The organism is Enterococcus sp. SB12 (assembly GCF_030910025.2).
In the GTDB taxonomy this organism is placed as follows: domain Bacteria; phylum Bacillota; class Bacilli; order Lactobacillales; family Enterococcaceae; genus Enterococcus_B; species Enterococcus_B faecium.
In genome coordinates this window covers 1,227,721-1,242,167 of sequence record NZ_CP175675.1, presented here as the reverse complement: position 1 = coordinate 1,242,167, position 14,447 = coordinate 1,227,721, and the positions used below count along the sequence as shown (strand labels likewise).

Sequence of the window (14,447 nt, the reverse complement as noted above, 5' to 3'; positions counted from 1 at the left end):
GTTCCTCCTAATGTTTTACTTCCTTATTACTGAACCCGTGGTTCTGTATTTTCTTTTACTTTTTGTGCGCCGCTTCCAGCTGCTGATTTTACTTTATCTGTTTGATTCGAAGCAAATTCACCGGTTTTTTTCGCTGCGTCAGTTACTTTGTCTTGCACCGTTTCTTGATCTTTTTCAAATTCTTCTTTTGTTTTGATGTCCACTACGTTAGCGTTAACTTCGATCACTTCTAAGTGTGTCATATTTTTTACTTCTTTGCCGATTATTTCTTGCATTTCTTCAAAGATTTTTTCGATATCTTTGCCATATTCCACAATGACATCCATATCAACTGCTACTTGTTTTTTACCGACTTCTGTTTCGATCCCAGCCGTTACATTATCTGTATTCACAAGTTTTCCTGCCACATTAGAGAAGAAACCACCGTTTGCAGATAATAAACCGTCTACTTGTTCGATTGCGATTCCGATGATTTTTTGCACAACTTTATCTTCATAATTCAGCTCACCGCGCATTGAATCTTCCTGTTCAGAATCATGCTTTCCTTGGTTATTTGTATGATCAGAACCAAGTTTTCCTTGTCCGTTTGTGTGGTCAGAACTAAGTTTTTCTTGTGCTTTCGCATGGTCAGAAGGATGTTTTTGCTCTTCCACAGGTTTAGAAGGATCGATTGCATCATGTTGTTCTGGAACTTTAGATTCTGGAGTTCCTGGATGACGAGGTGCATGCTTTTCTGCATCATGTTTCTTCTCTTCTACTCCTTGTTGAACGTTAGGGACTACTGGATCTGGATGTGCAGATACTGGTGCTGTTTTGTTCTTTTCATCGTTCACACCATTTGATTGGTTTGGTGTCGTTGGGTCTGGATGTGCAGACACTGGTTTTTGGTTGTTCATTTTATTGTTATTATTTTTGTTATTGTTATTCATGGATGTTTCCTCCTAAGATTTAAAATAGTGATCTAAGATTTTCGTTTGTTTCAGATAAAAACCGATAGCGACGCCGATCGCTGCCATGATCAAGATCAATAAGGTCTTGAAAAAGCCCACGGTGATCCATAAAACGGCTAATATCAATCCAAGTACCCCAAAGATGATAGGGAGCTTGTATGTCGAAAATAGTTCTTTCATTTTTGGTCCCCCCTATTCTACTCGTTTGCGGTCATTGCTTCGTTTAGCTGGTTTTTCAAAGCCTGTGTATTTCACCGATACTTTCACTGGCTCTTTTGTTCCCAATATGTGTTGTACTTCATTTTCGATTTCTTTCATCAATGTTCCTGTTTTACCAATGAGTGCTGAAGTTCGTTTCAACTCTCCTTTTACATTGACGGCGATCTTGTTTTTCGTTGCTTTGACATTTACTTTTGGTGAATGGATGAATTCATCTTCATGCAAGTGAGAACGAACCATTCCTTCAATTGCTTTTTTATCCAACGTCAACTCCCCATCACCATGTTTCAGTAGAAAGTTTCCGATTGTTTTTGGATAAAACAGGAAAACAAGTAACGTGATAATTGTCAAAATAGCAAATGCAACGGCAAGCCAAAATACATATTGTTGCACGTATGAATTAGTGATGGAAAAGAATCGAAACTTCTCTAGCTGAAAAGGCAATGGATAGGTTGCACTTAATAGTATCGCAAACAAAAGCACAGATAGCAAAAGTAACGTTCCGATCACTCCGATCGTTTTTACACCTTTATTCATTTTCGCACCTCCTCATAGGGGTGAAACGATCAACTTCTTATAAGTTGATCGCTTCTCCACCAGTTACTCCGTAAATTTGGGCTGTAACATAACTTGCTTTATTCGATGCTAAGAAAACATAAACTGGTGCTAATTCTCCTGGCTGACCTGCACGTTCTAGTAAACTTTGCTGACCAAATTCAGGGATCGAATCAGAAGGTTGTCCTTCGTCTAGTTGTAATGGTGTCCAGATTGGACCAGGTGCTACACCATTTACACGGATTCCTTTAGGTGCAAGCTGTTTTGCTAAACCGATCGTAAAGTTAGCGATTGAAGCTTTTGTTGCTGCGTAATCTAATAAATGTTCGCTTGGATTGAATGCTTGAACAGAAGTTGTTGTTACGATTGCTCCTCCTGCTGGGATATGCGGAACAGCTTCTTTCACTAAAGCAAACATAGCGATGATGTTTATCATAAATGTGTCTTTGACTTGCTCAAGTGGTAACTCAGCAATAGACTGACAAGAAATTTGCTGTCCTGCGTTTAGTACCATCGTATCTAGCCCGCCAAGTTCACTCACGGCTTTATCTATGATTTCTTTAGGTGCTTGTTCGTCACGAAGATCAAAAGGTAGTAAGACAATCTTACGTCCTGCATCTTTCACGTATTTTGCTACTTTCTCTGCATCTTTTTCTTCTCCTGGGAAGAATTGAAGAGCGATATCTGCCCCTTCTCTAGCAAATGCAATCGCTGCTGCACGACCGATCCCTGAATCTCCACCAGTGATTAGTACACGGCGGTTTTCTAGTTGATTATTGCCTTCATAGGATTCTTCTCCACAATCAGGAACAGGAATCATATTCTGCTGTAAAGCGGGTGTATCCTGATCTTGTTTAGGAAATTTCTCCGTATGGTACAAGTTTCGCGGGTCGATTAATTTTGGTTCTGTCATTGCTGTATTCCTCCTAGTTTTTAAGTTGTATTGCCAAAACAAATTTCTTTGTTTGATACCTGTTTTAAATAGATTCTTTAATTTGTATAATCTTTCCGGTATAAATGGTAACCTAAAACTACTGCTGCTATCAAAGAGCCAAAGACTACGAGTATAAAGCCTAGAGCAGAACTTTTACCCGGTAATCCTCCTGTATTCATTCCCCAAATCCCTGCGAACAACGCCGGAACGGAAATGATTAATGCAGCTGAATCTAGATATTTCATGATATGATTTAGATTATTGTCCATCATCCCGTTGAATAGATCACCAATACTCTCTAATAAATCTCGATAGATCTCGATCATTTTTTCTGTTTGTCGCTGTCTCAAATGGACATCATAGAGTAGCTGTTCATCATCTAAACGTTTGATGAAAGTTTCAGAATTCCATAATTGATCCATCGTTTCCCGTTGATCTCTTAAGGTATGATCGATATATACGATGTCTCTTTCAAGATCTGCCTGTTTATACAGTTCTTCATTTTCCGTTGTTTTACGAGCTGCTTTATCCAAAGCGTCAATTCGCTTTTTCATCTCTCTTAGTTCTTTCACGTAATGGGTGTAAATATCTAGTAATGTATACGTGATGATCTTTTCAAACGAGTTTAAATGATTTCCATGCTTTGTCAGCAGCCGATCCACAAATTCGGTTTTTCTATCGATACAAGTAATCAAGAGATTATCGGAAAGTACAAAAGATATTGGCGTTAATTTTTTTTCGATACGATTATCTGACTGATCTAGATTAATCACTACCAAAGAAAATGGATGCTCTAGTTTCGTCTCATAAAGGCGCTCCATCCGAGAAACTTCTTCCGGATATTCGGTTCCTACGAAAATATCATCAGGAAGCTCGAATTCTTCGATTGCTTGCTCAATCTCTTCGGGCTTTGCACTATCAAGTACGAGCCAATTATATTTTTTTTCATCTGTTTCTGTTACATTCTTTTCTTCATCCACAAAGTAGTATCTCAATGTATACCTCCTTTTTGGACTTTCTCGAAACTATTAGCTGAAGAAGCAGTTCTTTAATTTGATATTATAATCGAGTACTGCGATTTCATTTTCTAATGAAAAGCTGTCAAGCTGTTTGTTAAAGTCCATGTTCAATCGTTTACCGAAATAATTTTGCTCTAATTTAGATGTATAGATGTCCAATAATGGATGCTCGATTTTAGTCGCATATTCTCCAAATTCCGAAACAAAAGGAATGATTTGAAAAAAGCTGCCTTTTGCAAAAGCACATTTGTCCCTTAAAAATGGATCGGAATCATTGATGAGCGCGAGTGCGATTTTTGTATTTTCCCCAACCTTTTCAATTAACGTCTCTACTGCATTTTTAGACATTGTAATTTCCATTCCTACTCCCCTCTTCAGTTGTTGTCTTCTATTATTTAACAACTACATCTGTTTTTGGTTGAACTTTTGCGTATTTCGGATATTTAGGGAATTTAGCTACACAGCGGAAAGCCGTCATCCCTGCATATTTTTCGTAATATTTCTTCGTTGGCCATTCAAAATCCTTGCTCCACGGTTTCACATGTCCTGAAAAATGGATAATGTAAGGATTGTTGCGAGTTTCTTCGTATTCACGTTCGCCTGCTGCTGTTGGATGTTTTTTTGCTTTTGCCATGATATAGCCTTGTGCATTCCAACGCGGATGAAGTGGTAACCAACGGTCATGTAAGATAGCATTTAATGCATCTTGGTCATGGAATCGTAATTTTTCTGGATTATGTTCGATGAAATCTAATACTTTTTGCGTAATATTTTCATCTAACCATTTTTTCACATTGATCAGCATCAAACCTGAGTTGAAATAACGCATTGATTTAGCTGAAATTTCCATTTTTTCCAGTCGTTGATGGAACCCAGCGTCTTCAACAGCTGCTACGATTGAATCACCGAAGTCAAGACGCCATAATTTAGAGATATCTTGTAAAGCGATCATGTCGCAATCCATATATAAGATACGTTCAACTTCTGTGCCGCGGAACAATTCCGGAATCGCAATACGATAATAAGCTGTTTCCGGAATACGATCGCTGATTACCACATTTGTAAAGAATTCTTTATTGATTTTCAAGAATTCCACATCTGAGTTCATTCGTGCGTTTTTCACTGAGAAGCGTAAAAGCTGTTTACTTTCAAAATCGATATCATCGTCAATCACATAGAACCGAACAAATTTAGACGGGTTGCAATTATCTAATACTGAGACAAATAATGCAGCTAAATGTGGTACGAATTTTGTGTTACAACTTGCGACTACTGCTATTTCTTTTTTATTCATTGATCTCGCCTACTTTCGTTAGAGTACTGTGTGCTAATTTTTTTAAGTATAAATTGGTATACGGATGATCTTTCAACGTATTCCAAGGTTTATCATGTCCTGTAAAGTGAACGATCGAAGGTTTTTCATTTCCTTCTTTATACTGACGTTCATATTTTTCATTTGGTGCTGGATGACGTTCAAAAATCAGCGAAGTCTGCATGTTCCATTTTGGATGAAGTTGTTCCCAATCTTCATAAAGTACAGCATTCAAAGCATCTTGGTCGTGATAGATGATTCGATCGCTATTTTCACTGAGGTAATGGATAGTTTTTTCTGTAATTTCTTTTTTATTCCATTGATCAATGTCAATCACCATCACTCCTGAATTGAAGTACAAGTCATCGGAATCGATTCCTAATCTTTCCAAAGCTTTCACTTGGCCTGGATCGATAATAGCGCCGATTGTTTTTCCATTTAACGGCTCATCATATAGTTTTACGATATCGTCTAGTACTAACACATCTGAATCTAAGTAAAGGACTTTCTTATAATCCTCTTTAGCTAATAAGTTTGGTAAAGAAATTCTTAAGTAAGCGGTAGTTGTGATATGGTCACTGACTAGGAAGTCTTCGTAGATATCTTTTTCCACTGTCAGGAATTGGATACTTGCATTACTTGAATATTTATTTACCGTTTCTTCCAATCCTTCTTTACTATATTCTGATAGACCATCGTCAATCACATAAAATTTTATGCGTCTTGTTTTATTGCAATTTTCTAATGCAGTTGCGATCATCACGCTCAAGTAAGGAGCATAATTTTCGTCTGAAGCAGTTACCACAGGAACTACGCCGTATCTCTTCTCCATCAAAATCACTCCTTTTTCTAATCTTTTTCTAACCTTTTATACATCTAGAATATTCCTCATTTGGTTTTAAAGCAAAATATATGCTTTGTTTTCATTGAATATTTTAAAATTTTTTTATCACAAAACGCATTGGTAAGCGCTAACTATTCGTTTTTCATGGCTTTTTATTCAAAGGTATTGACCAAAAACTACTATATATAGCCACCTTTTTCTTAAGAATGTTTTTTGAAAAAATTCATAATGACAAAGCAAGTTAGTTTCATTTTTTTAAATTCTCATTTAATCTTAAGGTAACAGGAATTTAGATATGTAAAAAGAAAGTAGGAAGATAAAATGAAACTAGCAGCGATTGATTTAGACGGTACCTTACTTGATCGAAATGGAAAGATACCAGAAGAAAATATCCAAGCACTTCGGAAATTTGATGAAAATGGCGGAATCGTAACCGTCGCTACCGGAAGGAACAGCATTTCTGCTAAAGATATTTTTTCCGAATTAGGAATCGGTGGCTATTTGATTTCTTCCAATGGTTCACTGATTGCTGAAATGAAGGATGGAAAAATGGCGAAAGTTCTCAGACGTTCAAAAATAGATAGCGATACACTGAGAAAAGCCTTCTTCTATGCTCAAGAAGCGAAAATATCCATCATTGCTAGCCGAGAAACCCAAGATGATCAGCTGACATTCGATGAATCAAATCTAGTCAAAGATGACCCTTATTATGAACATTTCAATTTGCAGAACCATACTTTTGATCAAATTTTAAATATGTTGGAAGATCCTTCTCTTAGCTATCTTAAATTAGCATTAACAGATAAGAGTGAAGAAAAACTACAGAAGCTACAAAGAGATCTGCAAGCAGATGGTATCCAATCAGTATTCTCTGATCCGCATTTCTTAGAAATCACGCCTACAGGTATCACTAAAGCTCATTCACTTGTTTTTCTGGCGGATTACCTTGGAATCGAATCGGGTGACATCATGGCTTTTGGCGATCAAGAAAACGACATTGCTATGTTGAATTACAGCGGGTTGAGTATTGCGATGGGGAATGCACAGCGGCAAGTAAAAGAAATTGCAAACCAAGTAACGCTGACGAATGAAGAAGCTGGTGTTGCTTATATTTTAAAAAACTTCTATTGAAAATAAAAAAATGACGATATGAATGTAGGAGGAAAGAAAATGTTAGTTATTATTGATATGCAAAATCATATTCTTGATCCAAACAGCGAATTTTATATTCCAGAGTCAGATCAATTGGCAGAACGTATTTCTCAAAGATTAGCTAAAGCACGCCAAAATAATGAATATATTCTCTTCACACGGGATATTCCAGTTGAACTGAAGGACAAAGAAGAAGAACGAGAAGATTTGCAATTGATCCCTCTTCTTTCTCCACAAGAAAATGAACGAGTGATTAAAAAGTATTACTTTACGATTCCACCTGAAACTTTAGCTGAAATCCAGGAAACTTTATTTGAAAGCAAAGAAGAACAAAAAGAGATCGAAGTAGTCGGGATTGAAACAAACTTGTGTGCACTCTCTAATCTGATAGGCCTGCAGAGTGCTTTTCCTGAAGCAGACTTTTTTGTTGATCCAATGTTAGTCTCCAGTAGAAAACACGGAGAATCCGCTTTAGAGCTGTTGAAAGATTTCAACGTCTCTATCGTCGAATCATAAAAATATCTATCTTCATTTACGATATTTAGCACACAATAAAAAAAGCACGCAGAACTGTTTTAGTCCTACGTGCTTTTTTTATCAAAGTAGATTGGCTTTTTTATGACACAGAGTTAAACGGCAGGCTCACGACCTCTTTCTTAAATGGTGTTCAAAAGCTTGCATCTGCAGTAATAAGTCCAGCCAAGTAAAAAACATAAGAAGCTGTTTTTTACTTGGCTGTTCTTATTACTTGATGCAGGGCAGCTTTTTCACAACCTCTTATGTACCTTGTAGGACTCGAACCTACGACCGGACGGTTATGAGCCGTCTGCTCTAACCAACTGAGCTAAAGGTACATCATAAATAAAATTTATTTTTGTTACTTTTCAACTATAGTACGAATGACAAACTCTCACAAGTTTCAAAATATAAGTAAAATAATATTGTTATTCTTATTTCTTTTACTTGTTTCATAACTATTTTGTTACTTTAATTTTTACTTGCTTATTTTAGAAAAAATGTTATTCTTTTATTTATTCTCAATGTTAGGAGTGATTATTTTGCCATTTATTGCGATTTTATTCGATTTAGTTGCGACAGCAGCTTATTTTCTCCAATTAAATTATCAAACCTAAGGAATTCTGTTTATTGGAATGGTTTTTCAAGGTGTGATTACCCTTTTGCTTCTTGTCATGATGCTCAGCTATAAAGGAAAAAGATATGCCCGTATTCAAACAAAAGTATTTGTTAAATATGTTTCCATTCGCTATGGGATCATCATTCTTTCCTTTTTAGTGAATGCGATCGTCCTCTTTTTATATGTATTGAATTACTTAGATATCAATCCATTGATTTTTTCTCGATAGATAAGACACATTCAGCGGAACAGTTCCTGCTTATCAGCAGAAAACTGTTCTGCTTTTTCATTTTTCATTGATCTATTCTTCTTTTATTTTCCTAGCATTTCATTTGTGATGTATGCAATAACATGTTATCTTTTATTATATGAATCGTTGAGGAGTCCGTTACATGATTACGTTGGTGAGAGTTTTGTTTTGGGTGCCTGCGGTCGCACTGGTCGCAAGTATTGTTTATCTTATGAATTGAACAAAGAACGGTTTTATTTAGCTATTTTGACTCTTCCGGCTATCTACTTTATGTGGAAAGTTTTTAATTACAACTACTTTGAACCCGATAGTGTTTTTATAGAAGAATTATCAGGACTGGTTTTGTCTTTATTGATCGTCATTCTTTATTTGATACGTTTAAATAAAAAACATTGAGTACTATTGATTGCATGTGTAGCTTTCTATAGTCATTATAACTATTCTACTATAATGAAAGGTGATTAAATGAGTATCGAAGAAACTATTTTACTGGATACTTTACGTTGTCGTCTGAATTTCTTAAGAACTGGCCGATCTTTATCTCAAGTAGCTGTTTCTAACGCGTTAAGTATTCCTTTATTCAAATATCGTAAGTACGAAGAAGGAGAAGAAATTCCAAGCATCATTGAATTAATCTATATCGCTGACTTTTACGATATTTCCGTTGATTACCTAATTGGTCGCTCAGAAACAGCAAGCAGACTTAAGTGATTTTTTCCAGCCTTGGTGCTGGTTTTTTCATTTAACGTCTAAAGTTAACAATCTATATATAAAGGAGATATTTCTATGCGATTATGGCATGAAAAATTGATTTCAAAGCTTCCTCGTCAACAGCTTTTAGGACAACATCGGGAATGCTGTGCATTAAGAGGAAATGGCTGGGGAAAGAAACATGCTACTGTGGATTATGTTTTTCACTATTCTCCTTATAGATTATTCCAATATCATCGGCTTGTCATGGATGAAATGGAAAAACGTGGTTACAGCCCAGCACCAGAGTGGAAAAATCCTATGTATCGTGGCAAATCATGCGAAGCATTTTTTGATTTACCTACTGTAGAGCGCAACGTGCCGATTTATCCGGAACACGATGAAGTTTATCTAGCAGAATGTTTAGCAAATTTGGAGCAAAAAGGAATTTATCTTACCTAATATAACTAGAAAAGCCTTCTATCTCCTCTTACTTCATTAAAAAGCTTTAACCATCTTAGATCAAGCTAAAATGTCGTAAGTTTTAGGGTTATCTTCATCCTCACGTGCAAAACTAAAAGCGTACTCTAGTTTTGGTTCATCGCCAGCTTTCCTAGACATAAATGAACATCTCCTGACGTGGTTTAAAGGTACCGCATCTTCGACGTCTGCATACGATGCACAGCACAGTTTGCTTCTTTTGATCTTTCTTTTGATTTTTCTGTTGCTTCTTCTACACCTTCTTCGATTACTACATCGATGCTTACAATTGCTTCTGCCTAATATTCCCATGCATCGACGATTTAAGCCTCTATAGTCACTGTGATCGTTTCCACATTTTAACTCCTCTGTCGTGGCTTCAGTTGATTTTGTGATCAGTTCAGTTGCTAAGCCAGAGTCAGAACAACCTGCCATTGCTAGCGTTAATATTGATAGTAAAAATAGTTTTTTTATCATAAGGTTACCCCCCTGAAAATAGACTAAAATAATAACGCTTTCTTTTTTGTTTTCAGACGAAAATTAATAATTTCTAAATATTCTTTAAAAAAATTAATAACTATTATGTCTTTTTTAATATATAACACAGTTATTTTTAAAAAATAAGAATGCTAAATCACTTTACAATAACGGAGAAAGCACAAAAAAACAAAAAATTATTACGTTATTTAAAAAACAGATGAAAGATCAGGTTTTATTAGATCTCATTCTTTCATCACTTGAAGGGATTTAATGAACTACTTTTTCCTCTTTGTCGTTTTTATATACTCGTATTCCTTCAAACAGTAGGATAGCCTCTTTCAATGCTTGATATTTGAACTGTCCGTTACTTAAAAATTTAGATGTGCCGCCCTCTTCCTAGAACATATTCTTTTTTACTTTTTCATTAATTGACAGACCAATCGAACGAAACTGTAAATTTCGATAGGATAATGATTGGTCAAACTCATTCATTTTCAAGACATCTCGTTTCATATTCAAGATAGGAATCTTTTTATCAACATCACTTTATTCGTATTTTCCTCTACCATAAAAGCTTCACGCTCCACAAAATTGTTTTATACACTACTATTCAGCCCATTCAACGACCAATGAATTTTTTCGTACAAAAAAAACCGTCTTTTCTTTCGAAAAGACGGTTAAAAGTCAATTTTTATTAAGCTTTAACAATGTTTGTTGCTTGTGGGCCACGTTGACCATCTTCAACATCGTAAGACACTGCTTGGCCTTCTTCTAAAGTTTTGAAGCCGTCACCTTGAATAGCTGAGAAATGTGCAAATACATCATTTCCATCTTCACCAGTGATAAAGCCAAAACCTTTGTCTGCGTTGAACCATTTTACTGTACCGTTATTCATAAATAAATTCCTCCTGATACGTATCAATGTACGTTTTTTCGTTGCAATAAATATTTGATAGGCAAAAGGAGTTTTATCTATGTAGATATATCGCTCAAATTACGTTTCAAAATAGATTACTCATTTAATATATCATGCTTTTTCTAATAACACAAGGATAATGCAATGAAATATAAAATTCATTGTCTTCTATTGTCTTCGAATCGAAGAAAAAGTTGAACAACCGCGTTTGATTCATTTTTTGTTTTCTTGTTTATTTGCTTTTTGACTTTAAAATTTCTTAACTATGAAAACCTTTCAATTGGTGGTATACTTATAAATGGAATTTCGTTATCAACGCGTTCGTTGCCTTTCAGCAAGTATTTAAAGAAAGGAGAATGGCTATGACATTCTATAACAAAGATATACAATATCGAGTAACCTTGGATACAGATTTGAATCTATTTTTCGTTTTTGACAAAGAAAATACCAATCATGTAGCGACAGGTGTTACGATCGAACAAGCAGTGCAAGAATTAAAAAAATTTGCATAAGGAGTGGAAACCCTCATATGGACGATTCTCGTTCTTCTCTTTAAACGCATCTACTGGTAGATAATAGTAGATGCGTTTTGTGTTTGTTCTAAATTGTTCACTACAAATAAGGTAGATACTTCAAAATAAAAAATTACTTCTTTTTCATCTGTTCCCTCAGTCGTGCAGGACAATAAATAAAGAGGACTAGAAAATAGTCCTCTTTATTAGAGATACAACCCTTTACTTTCTAAAAATCGTTTTGCTTGATGCAGGTCATAAAATTCATAGTCTGCTTTATTGGATTCATATAAACTTACATCTACTTTCAACTTATGCTTCCCATTATGATCGGGCAACCCTATCAAATGATCTTTGATGAGAAAAGACAAAATGCCCGCTCGCCTTGCTGCTTCGATCCCTGCAATCGAGTCTTCAAATACAAGTGCTTCACTTGGAGGAATATTCATTTTTGAACAAGCTTTCAAAAAGATTTCTGGTTCCGGTTTTCCTTTTTCCACGTCATCTCCCGAAATGATTTGTTCAAAAAAATCGTATAGATTTTCCATTCTTAAATACATTTCTATTTTCTCGCGTGTATTAGACGAGGCCACGATTGTATGGATTCCTCTTTCTTTTGCAAAAGATAAAATTTCTTCTGCTCCTTTTTTCGTATATACTCTCTTATCTTCTTTCACGATTTTTTCTTTATATTGATTGATTGCTTCTCGCCATTTGATATATGGAACATCTTCTCCGTACAAAATGCCCATTTGTTCTCTTATCGCCATTTCTGTTTGGCCAGTTAGTAAATAATAGACTTCCTTACGCATTTCATAATCATACTTTTGTGCTGATTTTACATAAGCACGATAAGCTAAACGTCCAGTTTCTAATAAAAGGCCATCCATATCAAAGATGAAGAGCTTTGAAATACCACCTTCTTCATATAAATAAAATTGAGGGCCTATTTTCACTTTTAAACCGTTCACCATTTTCTTCATCATCCTTTTATATAGTTGCTCTTTGTCTGGACAGAACGTTCAGGAAGAAGGTGCTGACTGATCTGTTCGACATCTCTGACACATTTTTCACCCATTGCTTCTAAACATTCCCTTGTGTAGGCCGATATATGTGGCGTAATCACTACTTGTTCAAACGCTAAATACGGATGATCTTGACGTCCCGGTTCTTCTTCTAAAACATCTGTGGCATATCCTGCGATCTTTCCGCTTTTCAGACCATTAATCATCGCTTCTTCATCAACTAGAGCGCCTCTTGCACTATTAGATAGATAAACATTTTCTTTCATCTGATCGACTTCTTTAGCAGAAATCATGTGATAGTTCTCTTCTGTCAAATTCGCACATAAACAAATGATATCTGGATGTTCCAGTAATTCTTGAAGTTCTACTTTTTTTGCACCAAAGCTTTCGATGTATAAATCTGATTTGTAAGGATCATAAGCTAGAACATCACAGCGAAAACCGTTACGCAAAATTTCGATTACTCCGCTTCCGGTATTTCCTGCACCAATCACACCAACTGTTTTGTTAAACAGCGTCCTACCGACGAACTCCGCCCGATCTTCCCATCGATCGTCCTTGACTCTTGCTTGTGCTTGTGTCGTGCGTCGAAGCATAGACAACAAATTAGTTATATTATTTTCTGCTACAGCATTTCGTTCAACTAAAGCAGGTATGATAGATACGATTGTCTGGTGTTCTTTTGCTGCTTTTAAATCAATATTGTTGTAACCAATACCATGTCGGGAAATCAATAGCAGTTCATCTTTGTTTTCAAAAAAATCTCGTCGAAAAAATGGCGTAACACTTGCAATAATGATATTGAATCCTTTAAGTAACTCCGCTAGTTCTTTTCCTGGAATCTCTTGATCAACAGTAAAGAAATGAACGTCTCCAACTGACTTTAATCTTTCCAAGTGGTGTGGAAAAACTCTTCCGAAACTGCTGGAATTAACGATTGCTATATGATAATCTGGCATTTTACTCACCCTTTTCAACTATTTCATGTCCGCCAAACCCATTTCTTAGTGCTGAAACTACTTTTGCTGAAAAACTATCTTCTTCCTGTGAAAGATTCCTCATGAACAAACTAGTTGCAATTACTGGAACTGGAACAGCCATTTCTAGCGCTGTTTCAACCGTCCATTTTGCTTCACCTGATGCAGAAACGATTCCCCGATAATTACTTAAATTGGGATGTTCGTTTAACTGATCTTCCATGATTTCCATAAGCCAGCCGCGAATCACCGAACCATGATTCCAAACACGTGCGACTTGTTCCAAGTCAAAAGCATACTCACTTTTTTGTACAAGTTGGAATCCTTTACCGATTGCTTGCATCATTCCATATTCGATTCCATTATGGATCATTTTCAAGAAGTGTCCGCTTCCGGATGCACCAGCATACAGATATCCTCTTTCAATTGCTACATCTTTGAATAATTGTTCCACGGATAGAAAAGTTTCTTTATCTCCTCCAATCATTAAGCAGGCTTGATGTCGTGCTCCTTCGATTCCTCCAGAAGTCCCACAATCCAAGTAACCGATTTCATTTTTCTGAAACTCTTCTGCTCGACGGATTGAATCTTTATAATAAAAGTTTCCGCCTTCAATAATAATGTCTCCTGGTCCGAGTTTTGGAAAAAGTTTTCTTAACATGTTTTCGGTTATCTCTCCAGCAGGAAGCATTAACCAGATGATTTTTTTCTGCTCAAAAGTAGCTAGAAATTCAGAGATCTCTTGATAAGCAGGAATGTCATTTTCTCTTGCCTGACTAACAGCTGTACTAGAAATGTCGAGTCCTTGTACTTTGTGATGGTGCTCTTTTAAGTTTAAAGCTAAATTCAATCCCATTTTTCCCAAACCAATTACACCAATTTCCATGATAGCGCCTCCATTTCTTATACCCTCATTATACAAAAAAATATTTTTTGTTTGATTTTTTCCTACTCTCCTTGTATTTTTAACATTAACGAGAACGGAAAAAATGATAAT

At 35.9% G+C, this 14,447-nt stretch carries 17 protein-coding genes, 1 tRNA gene and 2 pseudogenes; 7 read left to right on the top strand and 13 right to left on the bottom strand.

The annotated features are described in order from the left end of the window. Positions 1 to 26: 26 nt before the first annotated feature. From RBL01_RS06155 to RBL01_RS06120, 8 genes are all read right to left on the bottom strand, one after another. Entirely contained in the window at positions 27 to 929 is a 903-nt protein-coding gene (locus RBL01_RS06155) for an Asp23/Gls24 family envelope stress response protein (protein ID WP_002298670.1), read from the bottom strand. Positions 930 to 941: 12 nt separating this feature from the next. Then, complete coding sequence (locus tag RBL01_RS06150; protein ID WP_002291274.1) at positions 942 to 1,130, bottom strand: DUF2273 domain-containing protein; 189 nt, start codon at positions 1,128 to 1,130, stop codon at positions 942 to 944. Positions 1,131 to 1,142: 12 nt separating this feature from the next. After that, positions 1,143 to 1,706 (bottom strand): alkaline shock response membrane anchor protein AmaP, encoded by a 564-nt coding sequence (gene amaP / locus RBL01_RS06145; RefSeq protein WP_307780926.1) that lies wholly within the window; start codon positions 1,704 to 1,706, stop codon positions 1,143 to 1,145. Positions 1,707 to 1,743: 37 nt separating this feature from the next. Further along, a complete protein-coding gene (locus RBL01_RS06140) occupies positions 1,744 to 2,637 on the bottom strand; it encodes an SDR family oxidoreductase (RefSeq protein WP_002298671.1) in 894 nt (297 codons plus the stop codon). A gap of 77 nt (positions 2,638 to 2,714) precedes the next feature. Beyond that, the gene (locus RBL01_RS06135) at positions 2,715 to 3,638 is read right to left on the bottom strand and encodes a magnesium transporter CorA family protein (protein ID WP_002376595.1); all 924 of its coding nucleotides are present in this window, start codon (positions 3,636 to 3,638) and stop codon (positions 2,715 to 2,717) included. A gap of 48 nt (positions 3,639 to 3,686) precedes the next feature. After that, positions 3,687 to 4,037: an iron-sulfur cluster biosynthesis family protein gene (locus RBL01_RS06130; RefSeq protein ID WP_002298673.1), complete on the bottom strand. Its 351-nt coding sequence runs from the start codon at positions 4,035 to 4,037 to the stop codon at positions 3,687 to 3,689. A 31-nt stretch (positions 4,038 to 4,068) separates the two neighbouring features. After that, positions 4,069 to 4,971 (bottom strand): glycosyltransferase family 8 protein, encoded by a 903-nt coding sequence (locus RBL01_RS06125; RefSeq protein ID WP_307780927.1) that lies wholly within the window; start codon positions 4,969 to 4,971, stop codon positions 4,069 to 4,071. Further along, positions 4,964 to 5,821 (bottom strand): glycosyltransferase family 8 protein, encoded by an 858-nt coding sequence (locus tag RBL01_RS06120; protein ID WP_002298675.1) that lies wholly within the window; start codon positions 5,819 to 5,821, stop codon positions 4,964 to 4,966. The genes RBL01_RS06125 and RBL01_RS06120 overlap by 8 nt, the downstream gene beginning before the upstream one ends. A 333-nt stretch (positions 5,822 to 6,154) precedes the next feature. Here RBL01_RS06120 and RBL01_RS06115 point away from each other — a divergent pair, with 333 nt between their 5' ends. Beyond that, positions 6,155 to 6,964 carry a Cof-type HAD-IIB family hydrolase gene (locus RBL01_RS06115; protein ID WP_058128727.1) on the top strand — a complete coding sequence of 270 codons (810 nt, stop codon included), beginning with the start codon at positions 6,155 to 6,157 and terminating at the stop codon, positions 6,962 to 6,964. Between the two features lie 39 nt (positions 6,965 to 7,003). Next, positions 7,004 to 7,501, top strand: a complete 498-nt coding sequence (locus RBL01_RS06110; RefSeq protein ID WP_307780928.1) for an isochorismatase family cysteine hydrolase — start codon at positions 7,004 to 7,006, stop codon at positions 7,499 to 7,501. Positions 7,502 to 7,765: 264 nt separating this feature from the next. On the opposite strand, the gene RBL01_RS06105 is transcribed toward RBL01_RS06110, so the two are convergent. Beyond that, positions 7,766 to 7,839: transfer RNA gene (locus tag RBL01_RS06105), tRNA-Ile, on the bottom strand. A gap of 186 nt (positions 7,840 to 8,025) precedes the next feature. On the opposite strand from RBL01_RS06105, the pseudogene RBL01_RS06100 reads away from it, so the two are divergent. The 4 genes and pseudogenes from RBL01_RS06100 (at position 8,026) to RBL01_RS06085 (ending at position 9,522) form a co-directional block, all read left to right on the top strand. Beyond that, positions 8,026 to 8,349, top strand: a pseudogene (locus RBL01_RS06100) (hypothetical protein). A 163-nt stretch (positions 8,350 to 8,512) separates the two neighbouring features. Next, positions 8,513 to 8,766, top strand: a pseudogene (locus tag RBL01_RS06095) (hypothetical protein). Between the two features lie 69 nt (positions 8,767 to 8,835). Then, a complete protein-coding gene (locus RBL01_RS06090) occupies positions 8,836 to 9,081 on the top strand; it encodes a helix-turn-helix domain-containing protein (RefSeq protein ID WP_002298680.1) in 246 nt (81 codons plus the stop codon). Positions 9,082 to 9,156: 75 nt separating this feature from the next. Next, on the top strand, positions 9,157 to 9,522 hold the full coding sequence (locus RBL01_RS06085) for a TIGR02328 family protein (protein ID WP_058128729.1): 366 nt from the start codon (positions 9,157 to 9,159) through the stop codon (positions 9,520 to 9,522). A 1,192-nt stretch (positions 9,523 to 10,714) separates the two neighbouring features. On the opposite strand, the gene RBL01_RS06080 is transcribed toward RBL01_RS06085, so the two are convergent. Beyond that, positions 10,715 to 10,915, bottom strand: a complete 201-nt coding sequence (locus tag RBL01_RS06080; RefSeq protein WP_002293303.1) for a cold-shock protein — start codon at positions 10,913 to 10,915, stop codon at positions 10,715 to 10,717. A gap of 383 nt (positions 10,916 to 11,298) precedes the next feature. On the opposite strand from RBL01_RS06080, the gene RBL01_RS06075 reads away from it, so the two are divergent. Beyond that, positions 11,299 to 11,448, top strand: a complete 150-nt coding sequence (locus RBL01_RS06075; RefSeq protein WP_307780929.1) for a hypothetical protein — start codon at positions 11,299 to 11,301, stop codon at positions 11,446 to 11,448. Positions 11,449 to 11,654: 206 nt separating this feature from the next. Here the strand turns inward: RBL01_RS06075 and RBL01_RS06070 are convergent, their stop codons facing one another. Genes RBL01_RS06070 through gnd form a run of 3 tightly spaced genes read right to left on the bottom strand, consistent with a single transcriptional unit; the run spans position 11,655 to position 14,336 of the window. Next, complete coding sequence (locus tag RBL01_RS06070; RefSeq protein WP_002298686.1) at positions 11,655 to 12,422, bottom strand: HAD family hydrolase; 768 nt, start codon at positions 12,420 to 12,422, stop codon at positions 11,655 to 11,657. Positions 12,423 to 12,430: 8 nt separating this feature from the next. After that, positions 12,431 to 13,432, bottom strand: coding sequence for a D-isomer specific 2-hydroxyacid dehydrogenase family protein (locus tag RBL01_RS06065; RefSeq protein ID WP_002325732.1), 1,002 nt, complete (start codon positions 13,430 to 13,432; stop codon positions 12,431 to 12,433). Between the two features lies 1 nt (position 13,433). Further along, positions 13,434 to 14,336 carry a phosphogluconate dehydrogenase (NAD(+)-dependent, decarboxylating) gene (gene gnd / locus RBL01_RS06060; protein ID WP_002298688.1) on the bottom strand — a complete coding sequence of 301 codons (903 nt, stop codon included), beginning with the start codon at positions 14,334 to 14,336 and terminating at the stop codon, positions 13,434 to 13,436. Between the last annotated feature and the right edge of the window lie 111 nt (positions 14,337 to 14,447).

Coding starts and splice junctions, on each gene's coding strand:
- RBL01_RS06155 (WP_002298670.1), bottom strand. CDS start 929: ATGAATAACAATAACAAAAATAATAACAATAAAATGAACAACCAAAAA.
- amaP (WP_307780926.1), bottom strand. CDS start 1,706: ATGAATAAAGGTGTAAAAACGATCGGAGTGATCGGAACGTTACTTTTG.
- RBL01_RS06150 (WP_002291274.1), bottom strand. CDS start 1,130: ATGAAAGAACTATTTTCGACATACAAGCTCCCTATCATCTTTGGGGTA.
- RBL01_RS06125 (WP_307780927.1), bottom strand. CDS start 4,971: ATGAATAAAAAAGAAATAGCAGTAGTCGCAAGTTGTAACACAAAATTC.
- RBL01_RS06110 (WP_307780928.1), top strand. CDS start 7,004: ATGTTAGTTATTATTGATATGCAAAATCATATTCTTGATCCAAACAGC.
- RBL01_RS06075 (WP_307780929.1), top strand. CDS start 11,299: ATGACATTCTATAACAAAGATATACAATATCGAGTAACCTTGGATACA.
- RBL01_RS06090 (WP_002298680.1), top strand. CDS start 8,836: ATGAGTATCGAAGAAACTATTTTACTGGATACTTTACGTTGTCGTCTG.
- gnd (WP_002298688.1), bottom strand. CDS start 14,336: ATGGAAATTGGTGTAATTGGTTTGGGAAAAATGGGATTGAATTTAGCT.
- RBL01_RS06120 (WP_002298675.1), bottom strand. CDS start 5,821: ATGGAGAAGAGATACGGCGTAGTTCCTGTGGTAACTGCTTCAGACGAA.
- RBL01_RS06065 (WP_002325732.1), bottom strand. CDS start 13,432: ATGCCAGATTATCATATAGCAATCGTTAATTCCAGCAGTTTCGGAAGA.
- RBL01_RS06080 (WP_002293303.1), bottom strand. CDS start 10,915: ATGAATAACGGTACAGTAAAATGGTTCAACGCAGACAAAGGTTTTGGC.
- RBL01_RS06130 (WP_002298673.1), bottom strand. CDS start 4,037: ATGGAAATTACAATGTCTAAAAATGCAGTAGAGACGTTAATTGAAAAG.
- RBL01_RS06115 (WP_058128727.1), top strand. CDS start 6,155: ATGAAACTAGCAGCGATTGATTTAGACGGTACCTTACTTGATCGAAAT.
- RBL01_RS06070 (WP_002298686.1), bottom strand. CDS start 12,422: ATGGTGAACGGTTTAAAAGTGAAAATAGGCCCTCAATTTTATTTATAT.
- RBL01_RS06140 (WP_002298671.1), bottom strand. CDS start 2,637: ATGACAGAACCAAAATTAATCGACCCGCGAAACTTGTACCATACGGAG.
- RBL01_RS06085 (WP_058128729.1), top strand. CDS start 9,157: ATGCGATTATGGCATGAAAAATTGATTTCAAAGCTTCCTCGTCAACAG.